Origin of the sequence: Streptomyces sp. ML-6, assembly GCF_030116705.1 — a bacterium.
Lineage (GTDB): Bacteria > Actinomycetota > Actinomycetes > Streptomycetales > Streptomycetaceae > Streptomyces.
In genome coordinates this window covers 274117-293709 of sequence record NZ_JAOTIK010000001.1, presented here as the reverse complement: position 1 = coordinate 293709, position 19593 = coordinate 274117, and the positions used below count along the sequence as shown (strand labels likewise).

The 19593-nt window shown below is 71.4% G+C and carries 17 protein-coding genes and 1 pseudogene; 4 read left to right on the top strand and 14 right to left on the bottom strand.

All coding sequences use genetic code 11. From position 1 onward, the window contains the following. Positions 1 to 49: 49 nt before the first annotated feature. Together OCT49_RS01370 and OCT49_RS01365 are read right to left on the bottom strand one after the other, a co-directional pair. A complete protein-coding gene (locus tag OCT49_RS01370) occupies positions 50 to 1006 on the bottom strand; it encodes an aldo/keto reductase (protein WP_283850045.1) in 957 nt (318 codons plus the stop codon). After that, the gene (locus OCT49_RS01365) at positions 1003 to 2877 is read right to left on the bottom strand and encodes a DUF8034 domain-containing protein (RefSeq protein ID WP_283850044.1); all 1875 of its coding nucleotides are present in this window, start codon (positions 2875 to 2877) and stop codon (positions 1003 to 1005) included. The genes OCT49_RS01370 and OCT49_RS01365 overlap by 4 nt, the downstream gene beginning before the upstream one ends. A 177-nt stretch (positions 2878 to 3054) precedes the next feature. Between OCT49_RS01365 and OCT49_RS01360 the strand changes: the two genes are divergently transcribed. Then, positions 3055 to 3885, top strand: coding sequence for an amidohydrolase family protein (locus OCT49_RS01360; protein WP_283850043.1), 831 nt, complete (start codon positions 3055 to 3057; stop codon positions 3883 to 3885). A gap of 297 nt (positions 3886 to 4182) precedes the next feature. Beyond that, positions 4183 to 4917, top strand: coding sequence for a GntR family transcriptional regulator (locus tag OCT49_RS01355; RefSeq protein ID WP_283850042.1), 735 nt, complete (start codon positions 4183 to 4185; stop codon positions 4915 to 4917). Between the two features lie 101 nt (positions 4918 to 5018). Here the strand turns inward: OCT49_RS01355 and OCT49_RS01350 are convergent, their stop codons facing one another. The 5 genes and pseudogenes from OCT49_RS01350 to OCT49_RS01330 all read right to left on the bottom strand — a co-directional run. After that, positions 5019 to 6950, bottom strand: a complete 1932-nt coding sequence (locus OCT49_RS01350) for a right-handed parallel beta-helix repeat-containing protein (protein ID WP_283850041.1) — start codon at positions 6948 to 6950, stop codon at positions 5019 to 5021. Between the two features lie 103 nt (positions 6951 to 7053). Continuing rightward, positions 7054 to 7962 (bottom strand): carbohydrate ABC transporter permease, encoded by a 909-nt coding sequence (locus OCT49_RS01345; RefSeq protein ID WP_283850040.1) that lies wholly within the window; start codon positions 7960 to 7962, stop codon positions 7054 to 7056. Between the two features lie 9 nt (positions 7963 to 7971). Beyond that, complete coding sequence (locus OCT49_RS01340; protein ID WP_283850039.1) at positions 7972 to 8898, bottom strand: carbohydrate ABC transporter permease; 927 nt, start codon at positions 8896 to 8898, stop codon at positions 7972 to 7974. Next, positions 8877 to 10121, bottom strand: a complete 1245-nt coding sequence (locus OCT49_RS01335; RefSeq protein ID WP_283850038.1) for an ABC transporter substrate-binding protein — start codon at positions 10119 to 10121, stop codon at positions 8877 to 8879. Before OCT49_RS01335 ends, OCT49_RS01340 begins: the two co-directional genes overlap by 22 nt. A 354-nt stretch (positions 10122 to 10475) precedes the next feature. Continuing rightward, positions 10476 to 11744, bottom strand: a pseudogene (locus OCT49_RS01330) (alpha-L-fucosidase); the annotation flags it as partial. 84 nt (positions 11745 to 11828) lie between these two features. On the opposite strand from OCT49_RS01330, the gene OCT49_RS01325 reads away from it, so the two are divergent. Further along, entirely contained in the window at positions 11829 to 12644 is an 816-nt protein-coding gene (locus OCT49_RS01325) for an RraA family protein (protein WP_283850037.1), read from the top strand. Between the two features lie 282 nt (positions 12645 to 12926). Here the strand turns inward: OCT49_RS01325 and OCT49_RS01320 are convergent, their stop codons facing one another. From OCT49_RS01320 to OCT49_RS01305, 4 genes are all read right to left on the bottom strand, one after another. Beyond that, complete coding sequence (locus tag OCT49_RS01320) at positions 12927 to 13721, bottom strand: SDR family NAD(P)-dependent oxidoreductase (protein ID WP_283850036.1); 795 nt, start codon at positions 13719 to 13721, stop codon at positions 12927 to 12929. Between the two features lie 103 nt (positions 13722 to 13824). Next, complete coding sequence (locus tag OCT49_RS01315; RefSeq protein ID WP_283850035.1) at positions 13825 to 14649, bottom strand: aldo/keto reductase; 825 nt, start codon at positions 14647 to 14649, stop codon at positions 13825 to 13827. Between the two features lie 107 nt (positions 14650 to 14756). Then, positions 14757 to 15176: a GlcG/HbpS family heme-binding protein gene (locus OCT49_RS01310; protein ID WP_283850034.1), complete on the bottom strand. Its 420-nt coding sequence runs from the start codon at positions 15174 to 15176 to the stop codon at positions 14757 to 14759. Positions 15177 to 15252: 76 nt separating this feature from the next. After that, complete coding sequence (locus OCT49_RS01305; RefSeq protein WP_283850033.1) at positions 15253 to 16455, bottom strand: MFS transporter; 1203 nt, start codon at positions 16453 to 16455, stop codon at positions 15253 to 15255. 166 nt (positions 16456 to 16621) lie between these two features. On the opposite strand from OCT49_RS01305, the gene OCT49_RS01300 reads away from it, so the two are divergent. Beyond that, positions 16622 to 17089, top strand: a complete 468-nt coding sequence (locus tag OCT49_RS01300) for a MarR family winged helix-turn-helix transcriptional regulator (protein WP_283850032.1) — start codon at positions 16622 to 16624, stop codon at positions 17087 to 17089. Between the two features lie 270 nt (positions 17090 to 17359). On the opposite strand, the gene OCT49_RS01295 is transcribed toward OCT49_RS01300, so the two are convergent. From OCT49_RS01295 to OCT49_RS01285, 3 genes are read right to left on the bottom strand one after another with little or no spacing between them, the layout of a single operon-like run. Beyond that, positions 17360 to 17551, bottom strand: a complete 192-nt coding sequence (locus OCT49_RS01295; RefSeq protein WP_283850031.1) for a hypothetical protein — start codon at positions 17549 to 17551, stop codon at positions 17360 to 17362. Between the two features lie 19 nt (positions 17552 to 17570). Continuing rightward, a complete protein-coding gene (locus OCT49_RS01290) occupies positions 17571 to 18227 on the bottom strand; it encodes a phosphatase PAP2 family protein (RefSeq protein WP_283850030.1) in 657 nt (218 codons plus the stop codon). Next, positions 18220 to 19593 (bottom strand): diacylglycerol/lipid kinase family protein, encoded by a 1374-nt coding sequence (locus tag OCT49_RS01285; protein WP_283850029.1) that lies wholly within the window; start codon positions 19591 to 19593, stop codon positions 18220 to 18222. The genes OCT49_RS01290 and OCT49_RS01285 overlap by 8 nt, the downstream gene beginning before the upstream one ends.

Sequence of the window (19593 nt, the reverse complement as noted above, 5' to 3'; positions counted from 1 at the left end):
CACCGGTGCCCGGCCCGGACCAGGCGGTCCGGGCCGGGCACCGCCCGGATCACCCCGCCACCAGCCGCGCGGGCACGAAACCCTCCTCCGCGAGCCGCACCCACAGCTGCTCCGGGACCGGGAACCGGTACGCGGCGGCGTTCGCCGTCACCTCGGCCGCGGACCGGCAGCCGACGACCACCGAGGTGACCGCCGGATGCAGGAACGGGAACTGCACCGCGGCCGCGGCGAGCGGCACCCCGAACCCGGCACAGATCTCGCCGCACCGCCGCGCGCGGGCCAGCTCCTGAGCGGGTACCGGACGGTAGTTGAACATGGCATCGGGGGAGGGATCGGCGAGCAGCCCGGTGTTGAAGACCCCGCCCACCACCACGGCCGTGCCGGTCCTCGCGCACAACGGCAGCAGGGTCTCCAGCGCCTCATGGTCGAGCAGGGAGAACCGGCCCGCCACGAGGACGACGTCCACGTCGAACTCCGCCACGTACGCGGCGAGCGGACCGCTGTGGTTCATGCCGAAGCCGATCGCCCGGACCAGCCCCTCCTCCCGGAGCCGGCGCACCGCCGGATACGCGGTGCGCCGGACCTCCTCCGGGTAGTCGTCCGGATCGTGCAGGTACAGGATGTCGACCGACGAGCGCCCCAGCCGTTCCAGGCTCGACTCCAGCGACGCACGGATCCCGGCCTCCGTCCAGTCGGTCACCACCTCTCCCGGACCCCCGTCCGCCCCGGGCCGCAGCAGCCACCCGGTCTTCGTGGAGATCACCGGCCCGGTGATCCCGGCCGGACCGAGCAACCGCCCCAGCCGTTCCTCGGCCCGGCCGTGGCCGTAGCGCGGCGCCGTGTCGAAGTACCGGATGCCCGCACGGGCCGCCGCCTCCAGCGTCGCGACCGCCTCCTGCTCGGTCACCTCCTGGAACAGCCCGCCCAGCGGGGCGGTGCCGATCCCGAGCCGGGGCAGGTCGAAGGGCAGCCGCAGCGGTGCCCCGGACGCCGGCGAACCGGTCATCGTGCCACCTCCCAGGGGGACCGGTAGCTCGGCCGGCCCGCCCGCAGCGTCATCGTCAGGGTGAGCCGTGCCCGTGTCCCGCCGGGCAGTCCGACGGTGCAGCAGGGCCCCTCGACATCGTGTGCGGGGCCGTCGTCGAGCCGGACGGTGTGCACGAGGTGCTCGGCGAACGAACCGGCCTGCACCACCACCGAACGCGGGGCGCCGCCGAGGTTCACCAGCTCCACCACGGTGTGCTCGGGCCGCACGTCGGACACGAGCGCGGCGACGTCCTCGGGCAGCCCCGGCCGTTGTCCGACCGCGTCGTGGTAGCGCAGGTGCAGCTGCGCCAGGCCGCCGTTGTAGAGGACCTGCGGGGAACCGGTGGTCAACTGCAGCAACGCCTCGGTGAGCACCGGATTGCGGTCCTGCCAGTGATGGATCCCCAGGGCGTCCGGGCCGACGGCCGGGTCCACCGGGTCGTTCTCGATCGAGGCGACCCGCTCGGCGCACACCGCCAGGGCGCTGCGCAGCATCCGCTCGGGGAAGTCCGGGTTGCGGCCGGCCAGGTACTCGTACCACGGCTCCTCGTGACCGGCCTCGTCCTTGATGCGCTGCGTGTGCACCGTCGCCCAGTCCCACTCCGAGGTGGAGCGGAGCTGCTCGAGGCGGTCCAGGTCCACCGCGTCCCGGCTGAAGTGCCAGAGCGACATGGGGAGTTGGGTCGGCATGATGGTGTAGTCGAACCAGCCGGAGTCGTCGTACCGCTGGGGCACCATGAGGGTGCGCCCGCCGGGGGTCGCGCGCAGGTGCGGCTGCCAGCGCCTGCCGAGGGTGCCCATGCCGTCGGCGCCGCGCCGCTCGGCGTGCCGCAGCACCGCGTCCAGCGGGTTGCGGGCCAGGTCCAGGAAACCCCGGTCGCCGGTGAGCAGCGTCGCGTTGGACGCCCCGATGATCGTGGCCGACCCCACGGGGGAGAGCCCGTGCGGCCAGGTCCACCCGTAGTGCCCGCCGTACCAGCGGCCGTCCAGGTACTCGCCCACCGCCCCGTTCAGACCGGCGTTGTCCGGCACGACGTCGTGGCCGTCCAGCCGCTCGTGCCACGCGCCGACGTACTCGGCGACCCAGTCCGCGTAGCGCTGCCCGCCGCCGATCAGGTGGGCGTTGACGGCGAGACCGGTCGCGGCGAGGTTGACGATCGTGTCCCCGCGCCCCATCCGGTCCCACATCTCCCGGCCGTAGGCCCGGGCCCGCTCGGGGGAAGCGGCCAGCTCGTCGAAGGGCGCGGCGGCGTCGATCCAGCTGAGCGGCAGGCCGTAGGGGCGAAGGGCGTCACTCCACGGGAAGTACGTGTCGTGGTCGCTGAAACCCGGGCGGGGGCCCGCGGATCCGTTGTGCGGCGCGCGGATCACCCGGTGCACGGGATCGTAGTTGGGCCCGCCCGGCAGGTAGAAGTCGGCGAACCGGCAGGCGAGTTCGCGCAGTTCCGGGTCGCCCGGATCGGCGAGGCACAGCCCGTAGAACAGCAGCATGCCCTCGCCCTGGTGGAACCAGTCGTAGCCGCGCTCCAGGCCGCTCTCCAGCATGCCCATCCCGGTGAGCTGGGCGGTGACCCCGCGCCAGTGCCGCCGGGACGCGGTCAGCAGGTCCGCGCTGCCGCCCAGCAGGTACAGCGTCGGCCAGTTGAAGAACGGTTCGTAGAAGTCGTCCACGCCGTCCCGGCCGTCCAGGCCCCGTCCCAGCGAGTCGCGGAAGACCAGCCGGCCGTCCCGTTCGGTGTAGCGGTCGGCGAACGTCCGCCACGCCTTGTCCTGGGCGGCGAACAGTTCCCGTTCGAGCACGGCCCACCGCGGTACGTCGGTGACCCGGCGGCTCGCCCTCAGCTCCGGCATCCGCACGGGTTCCCCGGCCCTCACCGGCCCGCCCCCGTCGTGGAGTTGCCTTCGCCTCGCCCGGTCGTGAGCACCAAGAACACCCGGCCCTTCATAATCGCCCATCGATTACCGATGGCTAGACTCACGGGCAGGGGCCGACGTGTCAATACGCCGGCGACGCTCCCGTGGAGGGTGATGTCCGTGATCGACTGCCATGCCCATCTGTGGAACCCGGGGGAGGGGTTCGGCTGGATCCGTCCGGGCTCCGCGCACCACCGGGTGTTCTCGCTCCCCGACCTGGAAGAGTCCGGCGCCGGGTGCGACCCGGCCGGAACCGTCCTGGTCGAGGCGGGCCGCGGCGATGCCGGCGAGACGCTCGCGCTGCGCGAACTGCGCCTGCGCCGCCCCGATCTGGTCGCCGGTTACGTGGCGAATCTGCAGGTCCACGGGGAGGCCGGGCCGCACCGTCTGCGGGCCCTCCTGGACGGGCCGGGCGAGGCGCGGCCCAATGGGATGCGGCTGAGCGGACCGGCGTGGGAGTCGACGCCGGAATCGGCCCGCAAGCTCGTTCCCGTGCTGGCCGGGGCGGGTGTGGTGCTCGAACTCAACCTCGGCGGCGGTGCCTTGCGGACGGCCGCCGAGCTGGCCGCCGGAGACCCCGGGCTGACCGTGGTCGTCGACCACCTCGGCAACCCGCCGAACCTCCGGACACGGGACCCCGACGACTGGTACCGGGACGTCGAACGCGCCGCCGCGCTGCCGAACGTGGTGGTGAAGATCTCCGGCCTGCTCACCCAGCAGCACGGTGTCCCGGCCGCCCGGGTCGACCGCCTGGTCCGGCACGTGACCGACACCTTCGGCCCGGCCCGCTGCCTCGTCGGCTCGGACTGGCCGATCTGCCTTCCCCGGGGTTCCCGGGCCGACTCCCTGGCGACCGTCCGGCGGGGCATCGCCCAGCTGCCCGAGGAGCAGCGGCGGGAGGTGCTGCACACGACGGCCGTGCGCGTGTACGGGCTGCGTGGTTGACAGCGCTCGGATCGCGCTGCTTCGATTCATTGATCGATAGGCGATAGGTGGTGAATGAATGCTGTCGCTCGACCGGGCCGGTCCCGGCCCTCACGAAGAGCCGGGACGGCTCCCCGGGGCCCGCCTCCCCGGGCGTACGGGAGGGGCCCCGTCCCGCGGCCGGACCGGCCTCCCCGGGGGTGCGCGGCATGAGCGGCCCCCTCGTCGAATCAGCCGATCTGCGGGATTCGCCCATCGATAGACGATGACCGCGTATCATGGCGTAACCGGCTCCCCACATTGCAGGATTGGGATTTCATGGCATCGAACGCGTCGGCTGGGTTCGTCTCCACGCTGGCCACCAACAAGGACCGGTTCCGTAAAACCCTGATCTCCGACCAGGTCTACGAACTGCTCCGTCAGGCTGTCGTCGAGGGCGACCTCGCACCGAACGACCGAGTGGTCGAATCGGAGATCGCCAGGCGTCTGGGGGTGAGTCAGGCCCCGGTACGGGAAGCGGTGAAGCAGCTGGCCCGGGAGGGCCTGCTCATGCACGTCCCGCGCCGCGGCCACTTCGTCGTCGAGATCTCCTCGAAGGACGCGGAGTACGCCCGCCAGGTACGAGAACCCCTGGAGCGGCTGGCCGCACGGCTCGCCACCGAGAACCTCACCGAGGAACACCTGGAGGAGCTCGACGGCCTGGTGGAGCGGATGCGCGCCGCTGCGGCCGACAACGACGTCAGCCGTTTCCGCGACGCCGACATAGAGTTCCACACCACGGTCGGCCGGATCTCGGGCAACCCCTTCCTGACCCGCATGTGGGAAGTCCTCGAACCGAGCCTGCGCGCCCTGCGCGCCATCTCCGACCCCCTTTTCGAGGGGGACCGGCAGGCGATGGCCGACGAGCACGGCCGCCTGGTGAACCTGCTGCGCGCCGGCGACCCCGACAAGGCGGCCGACGCGTTCGCCGACCACGCAGCGGGGCGCGGACCGGTGCCGGACGCGCGGGCGGCGAAGAAGCCGCGCAAGTCCACCGCGGCCAAGAAGGGTTAGGGCGCGCCCGGCAAAGGCCGCCGTGCTCCCCGCGGGGCGGTGGCGCGACGGCAGGGGCCCGAGCCGGATCTCCGGCGCGGGCCCCTGCCGCCCCACTCCGTCTAACGACGGGCGCCCGCCGTCCACTTCGGTGCCCCGTACTGGTAGGCGCCGAGGCTGGGGGCCGGGTCCGTCGACCCGTCGTTGATGCCCGGCAGGGCGATCCCCCGGTTGCGTGCGGGGGACGCCTCCGACAGGCGGTAGTCGTGCCGCGCCGCGTCCACGAACAGCGGATCGACCTCGGCCGGGAGGTTGGCGGACAGCACCAGTCCGCCGTCCGTGGCACCGTCCAGGCCGCGGATGGGGCCGACGTTGTTGTAGATCTTCGTCCCGGTGGACTGCCCCGGTTCCTTGACGTAGAACAACGTCATCCCGCCGGTGTTGTTGTACACGCCGTTGTCGTGCGAGCCGGTGCCCAGCCCGTTGAGCATGACCGTGCCCTCACGGTTCCCCCAGCCCACGTTGTTCGCGATGACCAGGTCGCTCTGGCCGTTGTCCGCGTAGATGCCGGAGATCCCGAACGTGGTGGACGTCGTGGCCGGCGCGGGGTCGTGCAGCACGTTGTGGTCGAGGGAGGAGCCCATCATCCAGGCGCTGCAGCAGGTGTAGATCGCGGCGACGTCCAGGCTCAGCCGGGCGTACCCGGAGATGTCGTTGTACGCGATCCGGTCCGGCCCCGGGGCGAGCCCTTCGACGGTGTTCCACTGCAGGTTGATGCCGCTGCGGCCGACCCGGGAGATGGTGTTGTTCATGACGGTCTGGCTGTTGCCCTGGACCGCGATGCCCGCCGCGTACGTGCCCATGTAGTCCACGTCGTGGATGACGTTGTCCGTCGCGGTGTTGTTCTGGCCGCGCAGGGCGATCCCGTTCCCGGCGCTGAACGACAGATCGCTGTTGACGATTCTGTTGTGGGTGCCGTTCAGGACGATGCCGGTGTCGGCCACGCCGCGGGTCACCGTGGAGCCGCAGTCCGTCGCGCCCCGGGTGATGTCCGTGTAGTGCGACAGGTACTTGCCGGTGATGCGGTTCAGGGTGATGCCCGTGCTGGAGTCACCCGTGGCGATCGACGAGGCGAACAGGCCGATCCCGACGACCGAGGTGTGACTGGCGCCGGTCAGGTCGAAGGCCAGGGTGCGCGACTTCGCCTCGATCGTGTGCCGGCCGGGGTCGTCCTCGCTGTAGAGGTACAGGCGCTTGGCCGCGGGGTCGTAGAACCACGTGCCCGGGTGGGCCAGTTCACCGATCTTCCCGGCCAGGGCGTAGCGGGTCTCCTTCGGCACCACTTTGTGCACGCACGGCGGCGCCGCGTCCAGCGTCACCGACCCGACGGCGGAGCTCTTCACCTTCGCCGTCGCCGACACGTACCAGTAGCCGGTCAGCGCACGCGCGCCGTCCCAGTACCCGGCAGGCCGGGTCAGCGCCGGGTCGGCGATGGTGGCTTCCGCGCTGCCCGCCGCGGCGTACTGCAGGGTCGGGGCGAGCAGGTCGAGCCCCGGGTCGGGCCACTGGGCCTCGACGTTCATCTTCTTGTCCGTGAACACCTGCACGGTGGTCACGTCGGAGCCGAGGTCCACCCGGGTGCTGTGGATCCGCCCCGCCTTCACGGCCTCGCTGAAGGGCGAGGCCGCCGCGTACGGGTCGGTCCGGGCGATCGCGGCGACGTCCCGGCCGGTCACCTTCGACCAGCCCCGGACGCGGTCGGCGCCGTTCATCGTCACCTGCGCGCCCTCGGCGGCACGGTAGGTGATCGGCCGCCCGGGAGTGCCCGACCGGGCCGGCACGACCGTCTCCTGGTAGGTGCCGGACATGATCAGGCAGGTGTCGCCCGGCCCCATCACATCGGCGCACCGCTGGATGTGCCGGAACGGGGTCCGGGCCGTGAGGCCGTTCGCCGTGTCCCGGCCCGACGGTGCGACGTAGTAGGTCCGGCCCTCCTCGGCCTGCACGGCGGTGGCCGGCACGGCGGCCGCCACCACGGACAGGGACGCGAGCACGGCGCCCGCGGACCACGGGCCCCGACGGGACCGTGACCACCATTTCCTCAGCACAGCATGTCCTTTCTCCTTCGACGGACGGTCCGCGGACGGCGGGCCCGGATCATCCCTTCACCGCACCGACCGTGAGGCCGCTGATGATGTGGCGCTGCATGTAGATGAAGAAGATGATCACGGGCGCCACCGCGAGCAGCAGATTGGGGAACACCTTGGTCAGATCGGTCGAGTACTGACTGACCCCGGCGTAGATCGCCGTCGTCACGGTGTAGTGCCCGGACGACGGGCTGAGCAGGATCTGCGGGCTGACGAAGTCGTTCCAGATTCCTATGGAGTTGAGGATCAGCACCGTCACGACCGCCGGACGCATCAGCGGGAAGATGATGGTCCAGAAGGTCCGGTACCTGCCCGCCCCGTCGATGGTTGCCGCATGGTCGATGTCCACCGGGATGGTGCGGATGAAGCCGACGAACAGGAAGATGCTCACCGGCAGGGTCGTCGCCACGTCGTGCGCGACCAGACCGGTCACGGTGTTCGCGAGACCGATCTCGCGCAGCACGTAGATCACCGGAATGATCACGGCGGCGCCGGGGATGAAGGTGCCGGCCAGGAAGTACAGCAGCACCAGTTGGGTGCGGCGCTTGAGACTGCGCGCGATCGCGTACGCGGCCGGCCCGGCCAGCAGGATGCACAGCACGTCCACGACCACGACCAGGAAGAGGGTGAACCCGTAGCCCCCGATCACGTTGTACTGGGGGCTGTTGACGGCCGCGGAGAGGTGCTCCAGCGTCAGACCGCCGAGCGGCAGCGAGAACGGGCTGTCGAGGATCTCCTCCTGCGACTTGAACGCGTTCACGACGAGCAGGTACACCGGCACGATCATGACGAAGAACAACACGCCCAGCAGCAGCCCGCGCAGGAGCGAGCGGGGCTCGCGCCGCTCGTCCCCGGCCCGGGGGCCGGGCACCGGCGGTGCCGTCCGCTCCTCGCGGACCTTCGCCTCGGTTACGACCACCACCTGCTCCTAACCAGCCGCGGCTTGATCTTGACGGTTGCGCAGCGCCGTCACGAGGAGGGCGAGCACGGCGGACACGACCATCAGGAAAACCGCCTGGGCTGTTGCATAACCGACCTTGGTGCCCTCGAAGGAACGGGCGAGGATGAGATAGGTGAACGTCTGCGTCGAGCCGGCGGGACCGCCGCCGGTCAGGCTCACCACGATGTCGTAGGCCCGGATCAGGCCCACCAGATTGAGCACCGTCGCCACGGTCACCACCGGCGCGATCATCGGGACCACCACGCGCAGATTGGTCTGGCGCCGGGTGGCGCCGTCGATCGCGGCTGCCTCCAGCAGCTCCTTCGGCACCGTCTGCAGCGCCGCCACGAACAGCACGACGTTGAACCCGAACCCGGCCCACACGATGACCCCGATCAGGGTGATGAGCGCGAGCTTCTCGTCGAAGAGGAACCCGATGGGTTCCATGCCGAACTTGGCGAGGGTGTTGTTGACGGCGCCGTTGGTGCCGAGGATCGCCGCCCACAGGTACCCGAGGATCAACGCGCTGATCACGTGCGGGAAGTAGGCCACGGCCCGGAAGAACGAGTTCGTGCGCGACCGTCCCTTGAGCACCAGCGCGTACACCAGGCCCGCGCCGACCATGAGCACGGTGCCGACCCCGGCGATGAGCGCGGTCACGTACCAGGCGTCGCCCGAGCTCGGGTCGTCGAACAGGTGCCGGTAGTTGTCGAGGCCGATGAACCGGGACGGCGAGAAGCCGTCCCAGTCCGTCAGGCTGAGATACACCGCGACGCCCACCGGAATCACGGTCATCACGGTGTAGAGCAGGACGGCCGGCCCCATGAGGCCCAGGGAGACGGCGGTCTCCCGCAGCCGCACCCGCCGCCGGGCGGCGGTGTGCTCCCGCCGGGTCAGCTCTGCGAGTTCCACCACTTGTCCAATCCTTCGGCGGCGTCCTCGGCGGAGGCGCCCGTGTACAGGGACTGGACCTGCTTGTTGAGCTCGTCGCCGAAGCCGGCGATGGGCTGGGTGGGGCCCGACTTGACGATCACCGACGGTGCCCCGTCCAGGATCTTCTGCACCGAGGTGCCGAGACTGGACATCGGGTAGCTGAACCCCTCCCGCAGATTTCCGTCGGCGGCCAGCTGACTCTTGATCGCGACCGGGTCGGTGACCAGCCACTTCACGAAGTCGATCGCCTCGGCCCGGTGTCGCGACTTGTTCACCACGACGTACGGGTTGGACATGTTGCCGAACTGGCCCGAGGGGTACGCCCCGTCGGTCGGCATGGTGAACACGCCGATGTCGTCGCTCTTCTTCGCGGCGTCCGCGGCGGGCACGAAGTACGAACCCATGATGTACATCGCGGACTTGCCGTTCAGGAAGGCGGTCTGGCCGTCCGCGTAGGTGAGACCGAGGGAGCTCTTGTCGAGGTGGTCGGAGTCGATCCACTCCTTGTAGTGCTCGAAGTAGGGCAGATAGCCGTTGTCGGCGAAGGAGACCTTGCCGTCGTGGCGCTTGGCCGTCCACTTCGGGTCCTCGGTGAGGACACCGGCGTCCGCCATCATGGAGAACTGGGCCCCCGTCACCCACTGGCCGGCCGTCTGCAACGGCTTGTAACCGGCGGACTTCAACTTCCCCATGGCGTCGGTGAACTGATCGATGGTCCGGATCTTCGTCGCGTCGAGCCCGGCCTTGGCGAAGGCGGCCTTGTTGTAGAAGACGAGCGACTGGATCTGCTCGCCGACCCCCACCACGTAGCGCTTGCCGTCGATGGCGTACTGCTCGGCCAGCGGGGTGTCGGCGGCCCAGGGCTGGTCCGAGAGGTCGGCGAACAGGGAGGCGTTCTCCGTCGTCGGCGTGATCTGCTGGGCGACGTCCGGCGGGTCGCCCGCCGCCAGGTCCTGGGTCAGCTTGGCGTTCGCCGAGATCGTGCCGGTCAGTTCCAGCTTCACCTTCACGCCGGGGTTCTTCTTCTCGTACTGCGCGAAGAGGTCGTTCCAGTACTTCTCCGTGAGGTTCGGAGAGATGTTGACGATGACGCGCAGGGTGGTGCCCTCCGCGTCGTCGCCGGAGCCGCCGCCGCAGGCGACGGCGGAGGCCATCACCAGCGGAGCCACGGCGAAAGCGCAGGCCCGGCGCCAGGTAGTTCTCATTCGAGACACGCTCCCTTGCGTAGTCGTGAGTGATCGATAGTCGGCTCTTCCTGCCGGCTTGCGGCTCCGCAGGCAGGGGAGGGCGGGCGAGCTGCCGGGGTGGCACGGGGACTCGCTGACGCGCGGTGAGGGCGGGGTCGGGGATGGCCCGGCGCCTGGGGGCCTCACTCGGGGAACTATCGTCTATCGATTACTGATGCTATGGGTGGCACCCCGGCATGTTCAAGGGTGCTGCAGCCAATCCGCCCGCCCGGATCCGTACCGTCCCGCCGAACGGCCCCGCCAGGGAGCCGATCGCCGGTGCGCGGACCGGGATCCGGCACCGGCCACCTGCGGGAAGAAGCTGTAGTGCCCTCACTCGTCGTCCAGTTCGAGCTCGATCACCGGGAGCAGCACGTCCGGCCGGATGACCGGGAGCGTCAGCGTGAGCGTGCCCGGAGCGCGGCCGGGCGGCGCCATGTTGACGTGCTCGTGCTGCGTTCCGTCCAGTTCGTGGAACCGGATCTCCGAACCGTCGTGCAGCAGTTGCGCGTACCGCACCCGCCCGGCGAGGCCCGGCAGATGGAGGTGCTTGAGGGGCCATGAGAGCAGATGCAGATAGAGGTTCCGGCCGGACTGCGTGCAGAGGGTGTTCGGCGGCGCCTCGAAGGCGCTCGGCCCGGCGCCGTGCACGGCCCGCGCGTGCGGAACCATCCACCGGCCGATGGCACGCAGCGTCTCCCGGGCCCGCGGATCAAGCGAACCCCGCCCGGTGGGGCCGACGTTGAGCAGCAGATTGCCCCCGCAGGCGACGGACTGCACCAGCATCCGGACGAGCATCGCCGGATCCTTGTACTCGTGGTTGTCCCGGTCGTAACCCCATGAGCCGTTGAGCGTGTGGCACGCCTCCCACCGCACCGCCACGCCGTCCCGTTCCAACGGGCGGTCGGGTTGGTACTGCTCGGGCGTCACGTAGTCGCCCGGGATGCCGAGCCGGTCGTTGACGAGGATGCCCGGCTGCAACTCGCGGACCATGGAGATCAGTTCCTCCGCACCCCACTCGGCCGGCCCCTTGCCGGGATAGGTGAAGTCGAGGAAGAGCAGGTCGACCCGCCCGTAACCGGTCAGCAACTCGCGCACCTGACCGTGCAGATACGCGCGGTAGCGCACCATGTCCCGGGGCTCGTCGGCCGCGGCCGTACCCCGCAGCGGATGGTGCTGGTCGACGGTGAAGTCCGGGTGGTGCCAGTCGAGCAGCGAGTAGTACAGGCCCACCCGCAGCCCCTCGGCACGCATCGCCTCCGCGAACTCGGCCACCAGGTCCCGGTCCGCGGCACGCACCGAGGTGTAGTCGGTCAGGGCCGAGTCGAACAGGCAGAACCCGTCATGGTGTTTGGCGGTCAGTACGGCGTACCGCATCCCGGCCTTCCGTGCCGCGCGGGCCAGTTCCCTCGCGTCGAACAGGTCGGGATCGAATTTCCGCAGGTAACGGTCGTACTCCGGCTGCGACATGGCCTCCCGGCCGCGGACCCACTCGTGCCGCGCGGCGAGGCTGTACAGACCGAAATGAACGAACAGTCCAAAGCGTGCGGCGTCGAACCAGCCGACGGATGGTGTGGGCACTGAACTCTCCTGCCGCTGTTGACAGTTCTCATTGGTCGGCTGTTATCTACCATCGATAGGCGATAATGTCACTGGCGTTGCGTGCGGCGGAGTACGCGGAGAGGCATGCGAATGAACCCGACCGGGGACCGAGAAGCGGCGTCGACGGTGGAGGCCGAGACCTACGAATCGATGCGGGCTCCGGTCCACACCTCGTCCTTCGTACGGCCGACCGCGCGCATGGTGGAGGCACTCGCGGACGTGAGCGCCGCCACCGCCTGCGCGAAGCTGCACCAGATGGGCATCACCCGCACCTTCATCGACGGCCCCGTGCCACTGCACCGGGAGCCGGACGTCAAGGTCACCGGCGGTGCCGTGACCCTGCAGTTCCTGCCGCAGCGCGAGGACGTCTTCTCCGGCGCGGAACAGGAGGACATCGAGCGCAAGACCGCGTTGTGGGGCGTGCTGGAGTCCATCCGCCCCGGCGACGTGCTGGTCGTCTCGGCGTACGCCAGCCACTTCACGGGCTGCCTCGGGGACATGCTGGTGCGCTACTTCAAACTGCGCGGCGGCGCGGGCATCGTGGTGGACGGAAGGGTGCGCGACGCGGCACGCATCCGCGCCCTGGGCGTGCCCGTCTGGTGCACCGGAGTGACACCGCACTACGCCTCGCAGACGGAGCTCTTCCCCTCCGCGTTCAACGTCCCGGTCGGTGTCGGCGGCACCCTGGTGACCCCGGGGGACCTCATCGTGGCCGACGAGGACGGCGCCGTGGTGGTGCCGCAGCACAGCGCCGTCCCCCTGGCCGAGGACGCCCTGCTGCACCAGGACCGCGAGGCGTTCGCACGGCAACGCCTCGACGAGGGCGCCCGGTTGTCCGACTACTACCCGCTCACCGGTGCGGGCATGGCCGAGTACCTGGCGAGCCGCTCCGCCGACTGAGGCACTGGGGCACCGGCCACCGCGCGAACGGGCCGGGACGGACCGCGGCCTCCCCGCCCCGCCCCGGACCGCAAGTCCTCGGACGGACCGGGGGCGGTGGAGAGAGAACGGACTTTCTCACTCACTGGGGCGGCGATACCCGCCGGACCCTGGGCCGGAGACGGACGGAACCTCTCACGGCCCGGTGGTCGTCCTCTCGTGCTCGATGTTCGTCATGCAGACCCTGGTCGCGCTGCTGACCTGACGGACCACCGGCCAGTGCCCACCGGGCCGGCGCCGGGCTCAGGGCAGGATGGAATCGATGTAGCCGCCGTCGACGCGCACGGCGCCGCCGGTGGTGGCCGAGGCGTGGGGCGAGGCGAGGTAGACGACCATGTTGGCGATCTCCTCGGGCTCGATGAGGCGCTGGAGCAGGGACTGGGGGCGGTGCGTGACCATGAACTCGCGCTGCGCCCGGTCCCAGGGCAGCTCGTCGCCGACGAGTTCGCGGACGAAGTTCTCGACGCCGCCGGTGTGGGTCGGCCCGGCGAGGACGGAGTTGACGGTGACACCGGTGCCGGCGGCGTCCTTGGCGAACCCGCGGCTGACGGCGAGCAGCGAGGTCTTCGTCATGCCGTAGTGGATCATTTCGGCGGGGGTGACCACGGCCGAGTCGCTGGCGAGGTTGAGGACGCGTCCCCAGCCCCGTTCCTTCATGCCGGGCAGGTACGCGCGGATGAGCCGGACGGAGGCGAGGACGTTGACCTCGAAGTAGCGGCGCCACTCGGCGTCGTCGATCTCCAGCGGGGGCACGGAGCCGAAGATCCCGAGGTTGTTGACGAGGATGTCGACGTCGGGCACGGTCTCCAGCACGGCGGCGGCGCCCTGCTCCGTCGCCAGGTCGCCCGCGGCGCCGGTGACATTGTCGCTGCCGGAGCCCTCGCGCACGGTGCGGACGGCCTCCGCCACGCGCTCCTCGCCGCGGCCGTTGACGACCACACGGGCCCCTGCGCGGGCCAGACCGGTGGCGATGGCGTGGCCGATGCCCTGGGTGGAGCCGGTGACCAGGGCGGTGCGGCCGGAGAGATCGATCTGCATGAGGCGTTCTCCTCGTCGGGACGGTGGAGCGGCTGCGGTGACGACGGCGCCCCGCGGTGCCCGTCCGGTGTGGACGGGCGCCGCGGGGGCGAATCGATCGGCGTCAGTTGAAGGTGTCGGGGTCCGGGCCGGTGCGCAGGTCCCGGTCGAGGCCCGCGATGGCGGCCATGTCGGCGTCGGTGAGTCGGAAGCCGAAGACGTCGAGGTTCTGCCGGATGCGGGCGGGGGTGACGGACTTGGGGATCACGATGTTGCCGGTCTGCAGGTGCCAGCGCAGCACGACCTGGGCCGGGGTTACGCCATGTGCCTCGGCGACTCCCACGATCGCCTGGTCCTCTAGGACCGCGCCCTGGGCCAGGGGGCTCCAGGCCTCGGTGGCGATGCCGTGCTCGGCGTGGAAGGCGCGCAACTCCTTCTGCTGGAGGCCGGGGTGCAGCTCCACCTGGTTGACGGCCGGGGTGACACCGGTGTGCTCCATGAGCTGCTGCAGGTGGGAGACCTGGAAGTTGGAGACACCGATGGCACGGGCCCGTCCGTCGGCGAGGATCTTCTCCAGCGCCTTGTAGGTCTGCACGTACAGATCGCGGGCCGGGGTGGGCCAGTGGATGAGGTAGAGGTCGACGTGGTCGAGGCCGAGCTTGTCCAGGGAGGCGTCGAACGCGGCCAGGGCCCGGTCGTAGCCCTGGTCCTCGTTCCACAGCTTGGTCGTGACGAACAGCTCCTCGCGGGGGATGCCGGAGGCGGCGAGGGCCTTGCCGACCCCGCGCTCGTTGCCGTAGACCGCGGCGGTGTCGATGCTGCGGTAGCCGGCCTCCAGGGCACTGGCGACCGCGGCGGTGGTCTCCTCGTCGGGGACCTGGAAGACGCCGAAGCCCAGCTGCGGCATGGTCACCCCGTTGTTGAGCGTCACGTTCGGTACGGAGGTCATCGGGGGTCCTTACATGGTGAGTGGGTTGGGTCGAAGGGGCCCGGGGAACGGGGCGGGCGGCGGTCCGTCGTTGCCGGTCGTCGCCGCCCCGCCGGCCGGGGGTGGGTTCAGAGGGCCTGGAGGGCGGTCCGGGCGAAGGAGTGGTCCTGCTCGGGGGCGCCGCCGCCGAGGCCGAGGGCGCCGATCAGCTGTCCGTCGCGGTGGACCGGTATCCCGCCGGCGATGAACAGCAGGGGCTTGTCCAGCGCGGTGGGCAGGGAGTGGAAGGGTCCGCCCGGCTTGACCAGGTCGACCAGGTCGGCCGTCGCCGCGTTCAGCTGAAGGGCGGTGCGGGCCTTGGCCGTGCTGGTCTCGCCGGAGATGAGCACGGCGCGCTCGTCACGGCGGAAGGCCAGCAGGTTCCCGCCCGCGTCGAGGACGGTGATGCTGACGGGGACGCCTGCCGCGTCGGCGGCGTGGCGGGCGGCGCGGACGAGGGTCTCCGCGTCGTCGGCGGTCAGCGGGGCCACGGGGGCGATGGTGCTCATGAGCATTCCTTGTATTGGTGGGAGGGGGGAAGAGTGGTGAGGGACACGCGGCCGGTACGGCGCGGGTGTGGGTGAATCAGGAGTGGACGGCTTCCGCCGGGGCGGCGGGGACCGTGGCGGGGGCGGCGGTGCGGGCCGGCCTCAGTTCGAGCCGGTGCGAGACGACGGCCAGCACCAGGGCGGCGGCGGCCAGGACGGCCCCGACGGCGTTGGGCGCGGTGTAGCCGAGACCGGCCGAGATCACCAGACCGCCGAGCCAGGCGGACAGGGCGTTGCCCAGGTTGAAGGCGCCGATGTTGACCGCGGAGGCCAGCGTCGGGGCGCCGTGGGCGTGGTCCAGGACGCGCTTCTGCAGCGGCGGGACGGTGGCGAAGCCGAGGGCCCCGATGAGGAAGACGGCCACGACGGACGCGGCCTTGCCGGAGGCCAGGAAGGTGAACAGCAGCAGGACCAGTGCCAGACCGCCCAGGGCGGTGTAGAGCATCGGCATGAGCTTGCGGTCCGCGAAACGGCCGCCGATGAGGTTGCCCGCCACCATGCCCAGCCCGAAGACCACCATCAGCCAGGTCACGGAGGACTCCGCGAAGCCGCTGACCTCGGTCATCATCGGCGCGATGTAGGTGATCGCGGCGAACACGCCGCCGAAGCCGAGGACCGTCATGGCCATGGCCAGGATGACCTGGGTGTTCCTGAAGGCGGCGACTTCGTCCCGCAGTCGCACCCCCTCCGGCGCGGGCACGTCGGGCACGAGCTTGGCGACACCCACCAGACCCAGGACGCCGAGTCCGGCGACGATCAGGAAGGTCACGCGCCAGCCGGCGCTCTGGCCCACGAAGGTGCCCAGGGGGACCCCGACGACGTTGGCCACGGTCAGGCCGGTGAACATCATGGAGATGGCACCGGCCTTCTTCTCCGGCGCCACCAGTTCGGCGGCGACGACGGAGCCGATGCCGAAGAAGGCGCCGTGGGCCAGCGAGGCCACCACCCGGCCGATCAGCATGACGGCGAAGACCGGGGCGACGGCGGAGATCAGGTTGCCGAGGATGAACAGGCCCATGAGCAGCATGAGCATGTTCTTGCGGGAGATCCTGGTGCCGAGGACGGTCATGATCGGCGCACCGATCATGACACCGAGAGCATATCCGGTGACCAGGAAACCGGCTGTCGGCACGGACACGCCGAGGTCCGCCCCGACCTGGGGCAACAGCCCCATGATCACGAATTCCGTGGTGCCGATTCCGAAGGCCCCTATGGCCAGGGCCAGCAGTGCGAGTGGCATGACAGGGTCCTTTGACATGCTGAGAAGGGGGTTGCGTGAGCGCTTTACGTGCTCCGACAATAGTTGCATGCGATGGCTAATGGCAAACGCGGGTATAGTGAGATCCGTGATAAGCCGTCGGAGCCCACCGACGCCCCGCCCGCCCGACCCGACCGAGGAGCCGCTCATGACCGCCACCGATCCGGCGATGACCGCACTGGCACACAGCTGGTCGGCACTCTCGCTGCTGCACGGACGCATCGAGAGCAGAGTCGAACGCGCGCTCCAGGCCGGACACCGGCTGAGCGCACGCGAGTACTCGCTGCTGGACGTGCTGAGCCGCCAGCACGACGGCGAGGGCGGACACCTGCAGATGCGGCAGGTCGCCGACTCCGTCGTCCTCAGCCAGAGCGCCACCACCCGGCTGGTGACCCGGCTGGAGGACCGCGGACTGCTCTCGCGCTACCTGTGTCCCACCGACCGCCGGGGCATCTACACCGACGTCACCGAGGACGGCCTGCGCCTGCTGGAGGAGGCCCGCCCCACCCACAACACCGCCCTGCGCGAGGCCCTCGACCAGGCGGCCGCCGACCCCTCGCTGGCACCCCTGGTCCAGGCCGTCCAGCACCTGCAGAGCGAGACCCGGTCGGCCTGACCCGCCGCCCGGGGCGAGGGCCGGCCGCCCCCGGCCGGCCACCGGAACCGTACGGGGCCTCCGGCGCGGCCGGCCTGCCACACATCGGGCCCGGGACACACCAGGGCTGGGACACATCCGGCCTGGGCCACACCGGGCCCCGCGCGCGCCAGGTCGGCCGGACCCCACCGCGCGCTCACCGGGCGGATCCTTCCGGGGCACGCCGCGCCCCGCGGACCGGTGCGCGGACCGGTGCGCGACGCGCGAGCCGGCGGGCGACGGGCTCCGCCGTCACGCCGGGCGGGACGGCACCGGGCAGGCGGTCGCGGCCGCCACCAGGAGGACGAACGCCCCCTCGCCCGGCGGGAGCCGGGTGTGCGCGAGGGCCGCGAAGACGATCGAGGTCACCCTGCGGGAACCGAGCCGGCCGCCGGCGCCGCGCTCGGCCAGGTCGAAGCCGGCGCCGGTCCCGCCCCGGCGCACGGGAAGCCCCGCCCGGCGGTCACCCGGACGACGGCCTCCGCATCCGGCCCGCCGCCCTTCGTACGACCGCTCGGACCACGTGGTGGCCCGGCCGGACCCGCCCGACGGCCAGGGACCCGGCGGCGGCCGCGAAGCCGAGGACCGCGCCGGCCGCCACATCGCCGGGATAGTGGACGCCCGTGTGGACGCGGGAGTAGCCGACGGCGGCGGCCAGCGCCCCGAGCGGCACCGCCGCCGGGGGCAGCACGACGCCCACCGCCGTGGCGAACGCGGTCGCCGACGCCGTATGACCGGACGGGAAGGACGCCGACTCCGGCATGGGCACCTGCCGGGCCACGATCACCCGGGCCAGCTCCCGGTCGGGCCGGCGCCGACGGACCATCCTCTTGCCGAACAGGTTCGCCGTCGCCGACGCCAGCGCGATCGCGCCGACCCCGGCCACCGCCGCCCTGCGGGAACGGCCGGGCCTCAGCGCGAGACCGGCCGCGACCGCCAGCGAGATCTTCGAGTGGTCGGCCGAGTGCGACAGCCGTCGCAGCGCACGGTCCAGCGTGGGCGTGGGGGTGGCGGCCACGCTCGCGTACAGAGCTCCGTCGATCGCCTGCAGATCGCCCAGCACGGCCGCCGCGGCCCGGCGGACCGACGCGACGGACGCGGGGAAGCGGTGCTCAGTCATGGTGCCGCCCTTCGGAGGTCTTGCCGGGCCGGCCGAACGCGAGGTCGACGAGGCGTCGCCAGTCCACGGGCGGAGCGGGCGCGGCCGCGCCCGGCCGGTCGCGCGGCACCAGGACCCGCAGCGCCCCCGGCCGCGACGTGCACACGACCGGTGTGGACATGCGCAGTGCCTCGCCGTCCACCGCCACGGGGAGTTCGTCCGTGTCGGAGGTCACCTCGACCCGGTGCGCGGACAAGACGGTCAGCCCCGTGGACTGCGCGCCCCGCACGGCCAGGTCGGCCGCCTGCACGGCACTCTCCACCCGGATGCCCAGCACCCCCAGCACACCGTCGTCGAGCCGGGGCCGACGGCCGTCGCCGGTGATGTCGTCGGGGGAGACGTACGGGTTGTTGCTGATCAGCAGCGCCTGCTGGGACGAGAGCTCGACGCCGTCGACCCGGGCGTCGAGCCGTCGTACCCCCTCGCCGACGAGCAGGTCCGGCATCAGGCTCAGCGCCGTGCCCGCCTTGTCGTCCCGGTACTCCGGGTGGTGCACGACGTCCGCGTACACACCGAAGGACACGGTGTTGACGAAGCTCCGGCCCGCGACCTCACCGAGGTCGACCCGCAGCTCCTCGCCGTCGGTCAGCGCGTCGAGGCAGCGGACCGGGTCGGCACGGTCGAGGCCGAGGTCCATCGCGAAGTGGTTGCGGGTACCGGCGGAGATCACGAGGAACGGCAGGTCGTGCTCGACGGCGACCGCCGCGACCAGCGCCTGGGTGCCGTCGCCGCCCGCCACTCCGAGCAGGTCCGCGCCGTCGGCCACCGCCTCGCGGGCCAGCGCGGCCACGTCGGTGGAGGTGGACAGGTCGAGCAGGATCACCCGGGCCCCCAGCGCCTCCGCCCGTTCGACCAGGCCGAAGCGTTCCACCTTCCCGTCCCCGGACTTCGGGTTCATGATCAGCGCCGGCCGTCTCGGGCGGGGTGCGGCGGCTCCCCGCTTCGGCCGCTTCGGCCCCGACCTCCGCAACGCGGCCCGGGCGCAGGCCAGGGTCACGGCCCAGCACAGGAGCCCGGCCGCCGCCGTCGGCCACAACCCGTTCCGGGCGAAGAGCAGCACGACGCCGACCGGCGCGGCGATCGCGACGAGAGCACCGCCCAGCCGCACCACACCGCGGTACGCGAGGAACCACCACACGCCGACGGCACACGCGACCAGCCCGAGCAGCCCGGCCCCGATGACCAGGAGCCCGCGCTGGCCGAGCGGGAACACCAGCACGAGCACGGCCCCGATCGCCGTCAGCACCGCCAACCGCGCCAGCACCCGGGCGCTCGTGCCCCCGCCGGGATCCGCCGCCCGCGTCCCGCCCGTGTCTCCTCGCCCCAT

Bases quoted from the DNA above. Each gene is read 5' to 3' on its own strand.
- OCT49_RS01370 (WP_283850045.1), bottom strand. From the start codon at position 1,006: ATGACCGGTTCGCCGGCGTCCGGGGCACCGCTGCGGCTGCCCTTCGAC.
- OCT49_RS01365 (WP_283850044.1), bottom strand. From the start codon at position 2,877: ATGCCGGAGCTGAGGGCGAGCCGCCGGGTCACCGACGTACCGCGGTGG.
- OCT49_RS01360 (WP_283850043.1), top strand. From the start codon at position 3,055: ATGTCCGTGATCGACTGCCATGCCCATCTGTGGAACCCGGGGGAGGGG.
- OCT49_RS01355 (WP_283850042.1), top strand. From the start codon at position 4,183: ATGGCATCGAACGCGTCGGCTGGGTTCGTCTCCACGCTGGCCACCAAC.
- OCT49_RS01335 (WP_283850038.1), bottom strand. From the start codon at position 10,121: ATGAGAACTACCTGGCGCCGGGCCTGCGCTTTCGCCGTGGCTCCGCTG.
- OCT49_RS01325 (WP_283850037.1), top strand. From the start codon at position 11,829: ATGCGAATGAACCCGACCGGGGACCGAGAAGCGGCGTCGACGGTGGAG.
- OCT49_RS01320 (WP_283850036.1), bottom strand. From the start codon at position 13,721: ATGCAGATCGATCTCTCCGGCCGCACCGCCCTGGTCACCGGCTCCACC.
- OCT49_RS01315 (WP_283850035.1), bottom strand. From the start codon at position 14,649: ATGACCTCCGTACCGAACGTGACGCTCAACAACGGGGTGACCATGCCG.
- OCT49_RS01310 (WP_283850034.1), bottom strand. From the start codon at position 15,176: ATGAGCACCATCGCCCCCGTGGCCCCGCTGACCGCCGACGACGCGGAG.
- OCT49_RS01305 (WP_283850033.1), bottom strand. From the start codon at position 16,455: ATGCCACTCGCACTGCTGGCCCTGGCCATAGGGGCCTTCGGAATCGGC.
- OCT49_RS01300 (WP_283850032.1), top strand. From the start codon at position 16,622: ATGACCGCCACCGATCCGGCGATGACCGCACTGGCACACAGCTGGTCG.
- OCT49_RS01290 (WP_283850030.1), bottom strand. From the start codon at position 18,227: ATGACTGAGCACCGCTTCCCCGCGTCCGTCGCGTCGGTCCGCCGGGCC.
- OCT49_RS01285 (WP_283850029.1), bottom strand. From the start codon at position 19,593: ATGGGGCGAGGAGACACGGGCGGGACGCGGGCGGCGGATCCCGGCGGG.